Here is a 7,585-nt window from a genome sequence, read left to right on the forward strand (position 1 = left end):
CTTTTCTATGGGCGATAACATCAGGTTATCGTCCAGTATCTTTACTTCTATCGTTTATCCCATACAAACGAATTCGCCAATCAAAAAATCCCATCACATATTGGCAAAAATAGCCCTATAGCGGTATAGCGCCCATAAAAAACGCCCCAGTCAATAAATGACTGGGGCGGCTAAATATTCAGCCAAATCCGATTACGTGAAGTAAAAGGTCTGAAAGATAGAACATCTTACCTCTGTACCCTACGTCTGTAACTCTACATCATTTTTTCACAGGGCAAAAGAAATTTTTGTTGTATAGTTACACAAATTGGCTCGATTCAGCTTCAATACAAACCGAATAATCAGCACCAAATGTAGCTAAATTACATAAAATACTTTAATTATCGCCACTTAGTGAGCCTGATCCCAATTTTTTCCCACACCGACTTCAACTTTCAGCGGCACATCCAACTGCATACTTTGTTCCATCAGATCGCAAATCGTCTGTGTCGCAGATTCCACAACACTTTCATGTACTTCAAACACCAATTCATCGTGTACCTGCATGATCACCCGAACCAAAGGTTCAGCCTGTTGCTGTAACCAAGCGTCAACGGCAATCATTGCCCGTTTGATAATATCGGCAGCGGTACCCTGCATAGGTGCGTTAATCGCTTCACGCTCCGCAGCTTTGCGTCGGTTGGCGTTACGAGAGTGAATATCTGGCAAATAGAGTCGACGACCATCCAGAGTCGTAACATAGCCTTGATCTGCCGCTTGCTTGCGCGTCCGCTCCATATATTCCAAGACGCCCGGATAACGCTCGAAATAAAGATCCATATAACGTTGGGCTTCGCCACGAGGAATATTCAACTGACGAGCCAGACCAAAAGCACTCATGCCATAAATCAGGCCGAAGTTAATCGCTTTGGCGCTGCGACGCTGCTCGGTCGTGACATTCTCTAACGGCAAACCAAAGACTTCCGCAGCCGTTGCACGGTGAATGTCTTTACCCTCGGCAAAAGCGGCTAGCAACCCTTTATCTTGCGATAAATGCGCCATAATACGCAGCTCAATTTGAGAGTAATCGGCAGCAAGAATGCAGTAACCCGCCGGAGCAATAAATGCCTGACGAATACGACGCCCTTCCTCATTTCTGACCGGAATGTTTTGTAGGTTAGGATCACGGGATGACAATCTACCCGTAGCCGTTACTGCCTGATGGTATGAAGTATGCACCCGCCCGGAAATCGGATTAATCATCAAAGGCAATTTATCGGTATAGGTGCTTTTTAGCTTGGCCAGTCCACGATACTCAAGAAGCACTTTCGGCAATGGATAATCCAACGCCAGTTCAGCCAAGACTTCTTCATTCGTTGACGCTGCGCCACCAGGCGTTTTTTTCAGGATTGGCAGTTTCTGTTTTTCATACAGAATCGCCTGTAGCTGTTTAGGAGAGGCCAGATTAAACGGTTCTTCCGCCAATTCATGGGCTTGTTTTTCCAACTCGGTCAAACGTATCGTCAGCTCTTGCGAGTGGGTCGCCAGAATAGATTGGTCAATTAGAACGCCGGTGCGTTCAATTCGAGAAAGAATGGGCAGTAACGGCATTTCAATCTGCTGGAATACCCGCAACAAGTCTTCGCTTTCCTGGAGTTTTGGCCACATCGCCAAATGTAACTGCAACGTAACATCGGCATCTTCCGCCGCATAAGGCGATGCCTGCTCCAAAGCAATTTGGTTAAAGGTTAACTGATTCTTACCTTTTCCTGCAATCTCTTCAAAAGTAATGGTTTTATGATTGAGGTAGCGCTCAGAGAGACTGTCCATATCATGACGGCCAGCAACACTGTTTAGTACGTAGGATTCCAGCATAGTATCAAAGGCAATGCCACGCAGTTCTATACCATAACGAGCTAATAGGCTCTTATCGAACTTCAGGTTCTGCCCGACTTTAAGAGCCTGTTCATCTTCTAGCAACGGTTTGAGCGTGGTCAATACCCAACTTCTATCAAGCTGTGCAGGTGCATCAAGATAATCATGCGCTACCGGCAAATAAGCGGCTTCCCCAGGCGCAACAGCAAATGATAAGCCGATAAGATTGGCACTTAATGTATCCAAGCCATCGGTTTCAGTATCAAAAGCAAACACCTCGGCCTGTTTCAGACGTTCTATCCAGATTAAAAATGTCTCTTCATCCAGAATGGTTTGATAGTTCTCTTGCGAGAGTAAAGCGGTCACTTCTGCGGTAGGTGTCGCAACCACAATATCAGAAGCCTTATTATCACTCTTACCGGTGCCCGTTGGACGAGCTTTATTGCCTTCGAGCCATTTACCACCTTCTAAATCAACTAGCCAGCGCTTAAATTCATAACGAGCAAACAGCGTATGCAGTTGATCGATATCAGGTGTAGACACGATCAATTCGCCACAACTCACCTCTAGCTCAACGTCAGTCTTGATCGTCGCCAACTGATAAGAGAGGTAGGCGACATCCTTATTCTGTTCCAGCTTGGCAGACAGGGTTTTCGCACCACGGAAGGTCAGCGAAGCGATCTTATCCAGATTGCTGTACAACGTATCCAAGCCGCCCAAGCCTTGCAGCAGTGCCTGCGCTGTTTTTTCTCCCACGCCGGGAACGCCGGGAATGTTATCGGATGAATCCCCCATCAAAGCCAGAAAATCGATAATCAACTCAGGTGGAACACCAAACTTCTCTCGCACTTCCTCTGGACCAAGAATAGTGTTATTCATCGTATTTATCAGAGTGATATTTGGCGTCACTAACTGCGCCATATCTTTATCACCAGTACTGATCAATACGGAGTAACCCGCTTTTTCGGCCTCCTGCGCCAAAGTACCAATGACGTCATCAGCCTCGACGCCAGATACAGCTAGCAACGGTAAACCCATGGCTTTCACCATTTGATGCAGTGGTTCTATCTGTGCACGCAGATCATCAGGCATCGGTGGGCGATGGGATTTATATTCAGCAAAGAGTTCGTCGCGGAAGGTTTTTCCTTTGGCATCAAAGACAACTGCAACATGGCTTGGATGATACTGTAACAACAGGCTGCGAAGCATATTCAACACACCGTACATCGCTCCGGTCGGCTCTCCACTGGCGTTAGTCAGCGGCGGGAAAGCATGGTAAGCGCGGTAGAGGTAGGAGGAACCATCAACCAATATCAAGGGGTTTTCTGCGATTTGAGCCATAAGGTATCTTCATCTTTAATTTGCTGAGTCTGGTGCTAAGAATGCCATAGCTGGCTGCAAGAGACGAATCTTAGCAGCGACTCTGTTACAAAAGGCTGACGAGATCACCCTGAGATCGTACCGATCCTATCTGTGGATAACTTTGTGCGTAAAATAGTAATGAGTTGATCTGCTAATGGATTAAAACGTTAACAGAGCCACTAAAAACCATAAAAATCATAACATTAAAAAATGAACAATCTACGCTTATTGTCATAATTTCTTTATCGTAATTGTGGATATTACTTAACTAAAGCGTTAATTTCAGCGAAATAACATCCTGAAAAATTTTCGATATAAAATATTAATTAGGTTATTTTTTAAATCGAAAAATATTTTTATCATCATACCTATTCTAGTGACTAACATGGAGATACAAGTAAGAGAAAGGTAATAACATGCTACTAATCAAAAAGTAAAAAATGCACAAAAATAATGATGATATTTAATGTATTAGCCATTATGTCCATAGCTTTTGCTTTATTCTTAATAACCACCCAACCGCTATTGCAGGTTAATATTTATTATACAAATATGTTCCTACTAACAGATGAGTAAGTAATTTATCCGTAAAAAAACCGGCCGAAGCCGGTTTATTATCACTGCGGTATTGTTATTTCTGCGATAGCAAAAAATTAACGACATCAGCATATTGTTTAGCATAGCTTTCTTGTGAAGAGGTATCAATACCATCATTTTTTATCATGTATTTACCGTTCACAAACATGGCAGGAACACCACGCAACTCCAGATCCTGTGCCGCTTTTTGCTGCTGAGCAACCATTGCCTTCACTGCAAAGCTGTTTAATGCTGCATCATAATCTTCACCTTTAACGCCAGCTTTGATAAAGATATTGCGAATATCAGCTGGTGTTTGGACAAGCTGGGTTTTCTGCACAGCTTCAAACATCGGTAAAGTAATCTTATCTTCTACACCCAAAGCCATAGCAACTGCCCAAGCCTGAGATAACTCTTTACCCAGTGGCCCTAAAAACTCTACGTGATAACGAGTCATTTTAGTGCCTGCTGGCAGTGATTTCTTAACTGTTTCAGGAACCTTATAAATCTCTTCAAACTGGTAGCAATGTGGGCAGTAGAAAGAGAAAAACTCCAAAACCTGCGGCTCGCCTGTGACTGGTTTATTTAACGTCTGATATTGAGAACCATCAGAAAATTGCGCAGCTGAGGCACTGAATGCCATCACCATACCTACTAATGCAAACCATACTTTATTCATACAATAAAAATCTCCATTATCTATCAATACATTGGCATAAGCTGTAGTGGAGGAGCCTGCAACAGCTTGGTCTGTTCTGTAAATACTGAAGTCTGTTGTAACCAAAAATCAGACTCAGCCATCCACGGAAAACTTTTAGGAAATGCCGGGTCTTGCCAACGTCTGGCAACCCAGGCTAAATAATAAACCATTCGCATGGCTCGTAAGGGTTCAATCAGACTTAGTTCCCGCGAATCAAAATCAGCGAATTCACTATAGGCTTCAAGCAGTATATCCAACTGAATAAGCTGCTCGCTGCGTTCCCCGTGTAATAACATCCATAGATCCTGAACTGCCGGACCGTTTCTGGCATCATCCAAGTCCACAAATAAGGGGCCGTCACGCCAGAGTATATTGCCAGGGTGGCAATCGCCATGTAGACGAATAGGCTGCCAATCATTTTTCCAGAACTGCTTAATCGTACTGATAAGCAGATCGGTGGCCATCAGGAACTTATCTTTTTGCTTTGCCGGAACCAGGCCACAACCAGCTAATAATTGACGTGGTTCCATTAGATATTCTTCAAGACCCATCGTTGGACGAGCAACAAAAAGGCTCTCACTACCAACCCGATGGATACGACCCAGAAAACGGCCAACCCACTCCAATTGATCCAGGTTATCTATTTCGTACTGACGCCCGCCCACACTTGGGAATACGACAAAGAAAAAGCCGCTGTGGATATGTAAAGTCCGGCCATTAAACGGCAATGGCGCAACAGCGGGTATTTCTGCTTCAGCCAAATCGAGAGAAAAGTGGTGTTCCTCCTCAATCTGGGCTGCGTTCCAGCGTTCAGGGCGATAAAACTTAACGACATAGCGTTTCCGGTCTTCATCCATAAATTGATAAACCCGGTTTTCATAGCTATTTAGCGCCGTTAACCCCGAATCCACCCGTAACCCAATACCTTCAAGAGCATCCATGATCAGATCGGGGGACAGAGACTGAAAATTAAAAGCAGAGTTGTTCATAACAACATTATTTGGCATCAGTTAGTGGCAGTAATCCGTTGAGAGTAGTAAATAATATCATTAGAAAAATAACGTCGACGCTAAGTTCCATTACTGATCTTTAATGATGCCACGAGCCCGTAACAACGCAGTTTTGAAATCTTCTTCGTAATCTTTTTTCAAGCCAGGAATAGTTTCTGTCGCTTCTGAACCGCGCATTTTCAAATGATAAATAAGAATATCGTCAGTCAAATCAGAAAACTCACCTTTAAAACCAGCCTCAGTAGACAGCTTTTGTAAAAACTGAATCAGGTTTAGATCCGGTTCTTGCTGCCAAGCTGGGTGTAAAAGCTCAATCAGTTCATTAACGCGATGACATTTCATAGCAAAAAGATCCCATTTAAAAATATGATGACAAAGTAACAGGGTTGACCTGGTAGTTAAAGAGAAGGGACTGTCAATAAAGGTAAATCCTTACCCCACAACAAGATTAGCGATACAATCCCTTAATAAACCTTAGTGTAATAAGGACATTCCATGCAGCCCAAAATCACTGGTATTATCCTCGCAGGAGGACGAGCAACCCGTATGGGTGGCCAAGATAAAGGATTGATCAACCTTGGCGGAAAAGCACTTTTTCAACGAGTGGCCAATAAGTTAGCCCCTCAGGTTGATAGTTTACTCATTAACGCTAATCGCAATCAATCCTGCTATGAACAGAGTGGTATTCCTGTATTCAAGGATGTTACAAATGATTTTTCCGGTCCTTTAGCTGGAATGTTAGCAGGATTATTAACCGCTAATACCGAGTGGGTTGTTTTTGCCCCTTGTGATGTTCCAGATATTCCTACCGATATGGTAAACCACCTATGGTTAGGAAAAAAAAATGCTTTATCTGCTTATGTCAATGACGGCGAGCGAGCTCATCCGACTCTCGCGTTAATGCACAAAAGTCTGGCTGCACAACTTTCGGATTATCTGGCGAGTGGGGAACGAAAGCTGATGTTTTTTTTAAATCAGATTAATGCTCAGGCGGTAATTTTTAATGTAGCGCCACATAAATTCGCTAATTTAAATACCCTCGAAGATTGTGCGTTATGGGAAAAAAACAATAGAGAACACCATGATTAAACCGATTCCCCCCTTATTGGGCATTGCCGCTTACAGCGGTACGGGTAAAACAACTTTACTAAAACAGCTCATTCCACTATTGAGGCAACGTGGAGTTCGTGTCGGTTTAATAAAGCATACACACCATAATATGGACGTTGATACACCGGGTAAGGATAGCTACGAACTGCGTAAAGCAGGCGCAGACCAGACATTAGTTGCCAGTGATTGTCGTTGGGCATTAATGACTGAAACACCAGAGATATCAGTACTGGACCTAAATTATCTAGCCAGTAGATTAGATGCAGATTCTATTGATTTGATTCTGGTTGAAGGCTTCAAACATGAGCCAATAAATAAGATTGCTTTATACCGAGCAGCAATAGGGAAACCTTTCGCTGACTTTATTGATAATTATGTGATTGCAGTGGCAAGTGATGAAAGCGTCTCAACAGATCTTCCACAGTTGAATATCAACCAAGTGGATAAAATTGCTGATTTTATAAGTACTTGGTTAGAAAATCAGAAATAGAAATTTGACCGTATACAGCACGGGCGTCAAATAGATTATACAGTTACTGCCCTAATATCTACTTACGGCCAAACCGGCCAGCAATGCGCCCTGAGTGAGGCAAAAGGGCGGTCTTTCGCTCCGTGCATCTTGCCTTGCCCCTGAAAACGCCAAAAGCCCCCGGCGCAAGCAGGGGGCTTCTTCATCTCTGTCCGGTATGTCTGTGCGCCCGGTGTATTTGACACCCTCACCGCATCTCGCTTTCCGCACATAGCAAAAACCCCACGCTTTTGGCATGGGGTTTCGGCTTGATTTGATGCCTGGCAGTGTCCTACTCTCGCATGGGGAGACCCCACACTACCATCGGCGCTACAACGTTTCACTTCTGAGTTCGGCATGGGTTCAGGTGGGTCCGTCGCGCTATGGCCGCCAGGCAAATTCTGTTTCAATCAACCCGCCATGCATCTCTGCACAACCAGTCAATCCAATCTGGATACTTCGCTG

The 7,585-nt window shown here is 44.0% G+C and carries 7 protein-coding genes and 1 rRNA gene; 2 read left to right on the forward strand and 6 right to left on the reverse strand.

Annotated features, from left to right (window positions below; translation table 11 throughout):
- Positions 1-178: 178 nt before the first annotated feature.
- The 5 genes from spfP to DJ39_RS02270 all read right to left on the reverse strand — a co-directional run bounded on the left by spfP (position 179) and on the right by DJ39_RS02270 (position 5,844).
- The gene (gene spfP / locus DJ39_RS18510; protein ID WP_071892919.1) at positions 179-226 is read right to left on the reverse strand and encodes a small protein SpfP; all 48 of its coding nucleotides are present in this window, start codon (positions 224-226) and stop codon (positions 179-181) included.
- Between the two features lie 164 nt (positions 227-390).
- On the reverse strand, positions 391-3,195 hold the full coding sequence (gene polA / locus DJ39_RS02255; RefSeq protein ID WP_004721290.1) for a DNA polymerase I: 2,805 nt from the start codon (positions 3,193-3,195) through the stop codon (positions 391-393).
- A 652-nt stretch (positions 3,196-3,847) separates the two neighbouring features.
- Positions 3,848-4,471, reverse strand: coding sequence for a thiol:disulfide interchange protein DsbA (dsbA, locus tag DJ39_RS02260; protein WP_004721291.1), 624 nt, complete (start codon positions 4,469-4,471; stop codon positions 3,848-3,850).
- 23 nt (positions 4,472-4,494) lie between these two features.
- Positions 4,495-5,481, reverse strand: a complete 987-nt coding sequence (locus DJ39_RS02265; RefSeq protein ID WP_038244811.1) for a serine/threonine protein kinase — start codon at positions 5,479-5,481, stop codon at positions 4,495-4,497.
- Between the two features lie 90 nt (positions 5,482-5,571).
- Positions 5,572-5,844: a YihD family protein gene (locus tag DJ39_RS02270; protein WP_004721295.1), complete on the reverse strand. Its 273-nt coding sequence runs from the start codon at positions 5,842-5,844 to the stop codon at positions 5,572-5,574.
- 153 nt (positions 5,845-5,997) lie between these two features.
- Between DJ39_RS02270 and mobA the strand changes: the two genes are divergently transcribed.
- Both mobA and mobB read left to right on the forward strand, forming a co-directional pair.
- Positions 5,998-6,591 (forward strand): molybdenum cofactor guanylyltransferase MobA, encoded by a 594-nt coding sequence (gene mobA / locus DJ39_RS02275; protein ID WP_004721296.1) that lies wholly within the window; start codon positions 5,998-6,000, stop codon positions 6,589-6,591.
- A complete protein-coding gene (gene mobB / locus DJ39_RS02280) occupies positions 6,584-7,102 on the forward strand; it encodes a molybdopterin-guanine dinucleotide biosynthesis protein MobB (RefSeq protein ID WP_038244795.1) in 519 nt (172 codons plus the stop codon). The genes mobA and mobB overlap by 8 nt, the downstream gene beginning before the upstream one ends.
- Before the next feature lie 297 nt (positions 7,103-7,399).
- On the opposite strand, the gene rrf is transcribed toward mobB, so the two are convergent.
- Positions 7,400-7,515: ribosomal RNA gene (gene rrf / locus DJ39_RS02285) — 5S ribosomal RNA — on the reverse strand.
- Positions 7,516-7,585 lie beyond the last annotated feature (70 nt).

The organism is Yersinia ruckeri ATCC 29473 (genome assembly GCF_000754815.1).
GTDB classification, from domain to species: domain Bacteria; phylum Pseudomonadota; class Gammaproteobacteria; order Enterobacterales; family Enterobacteriaceae; genus Yersinia; species Yersinia ruckeri.

What these genes read in the sequence shown, in the direction of transcription:
- polA (WP_004721290.1), bottom strand. Translation starts at nt 3,195, where the DNA reads ATGGCTCAAATCGCAGAAAACCCCTTGATATTGGTTGATGGTTCCTCC.
- dsbA (WP_004721291.1), bottom strand. Translation starts at nt 4,471, where the DNA reads ATGAATAAAGTATGGTTTGCATTAGTAGGTATGGTGATGGCATTCAGT.
- DJ39_RS02265 (WP_038244811.1), bottom strand. Translation starts at nt 5,481, where the DNA reads ATGAACAACTCTGCTTTTAATTTTCAGTCTCTGTCCCCCGATCTGATC.
- DJ39_RS02270 (WP_004721295.1), bottom strand. Translation starts at nt 5,844, where the DNA reads ATGAAATGTCATCGCGTTAATGAACTGATTGAGCTTTTACACCCAGCT.
- mobA (WP_004721296.1), top strand. Translation starts at nt 5,998, where the DNA reads ATGCAGCCCAAAATCACTGGTATTATCCTCGCAGGAGGACGAGCAACC.
- mobB (WP_038244795.1), top strand. Translation starts at nt 6,584, where the DNA reads ATGATTAAACCGATTCCCCCCTTATTGGGCATTGCCGCTTACAGCGGT.